The organism is Paenibacillus sp. 7541, assembly GCF_002276395.1.
Taxonomy (GTDB): domain Bacteria; phylum Bacillota; class Bacilli; order Paenibacillales; family Paenibacillaceae; genus Paenibacillus_AQ; species Paenibacillus_AQ campinasensis.
The window spans coordinates 1-550 of the sequence record NZ_NQLZ01000073.1; the positions used below are offsets into that span (position 1 = coordinate 1).

The window sequence follows — 550 nt, forward strand, 5'->3', positions numbered from 1 at the left end:
ATAACCAGCGTCAGCAATCACGGTTTTAGGCATGGGTAAAGAAGACGCAGCAAGTTGCTCCATATGCGGAATGAAGCAGCGTGTGTCCGTTGGTCGTTGGTGAAGACTATAAAACAAAATAAATTGGTTTTCCGTTGCCATCTGTACATTGTAACCTGGTTTAAGTTGACCATTTTTCATGTGATCTTCTTTCATTCGCATAAACGTAGCGTCTGGATCGGTCTTGGAGTAGCTATTGCGATCACCAAAGCAAGCTTTCTGCTGATCATACTTGGCCAGACGTGGAAGAAAGTCTTGACGAATCTTTTTCAGAGGCTGTTTCCAGGCACTACGCTCTTTTCGTAAGGCTTTTCTCGCTTCACTGTCATTGGTTTGAGCGATCTGTTCAGTTAAGCGCTCTACTTGTTCTTCTAGAATAACAGCTGTTTCTTCAAGCTGTACAGGAAGCTCATCTGGATCGGTAGCTACCATTTCACTAGCTTCTTGCTGCGTGAGCGTATGAATATGCGCAAGGGTTGCCTGCACCTTTTCTTTGAGTTTCTCTTCAAAG

Annotated in this window: 1 protein-coding gene; it reads right to left on the reverse strand. The window is 44.2% G+C overall.

Annotated elements, in window-relative coordinates:
• Window positions 1-550 (reverse strand): transposase (locus tag CHH75_RS24455; protein ID WP_141235884.1); only part of this gene is annotated, 550 nt, incomplete at both ends.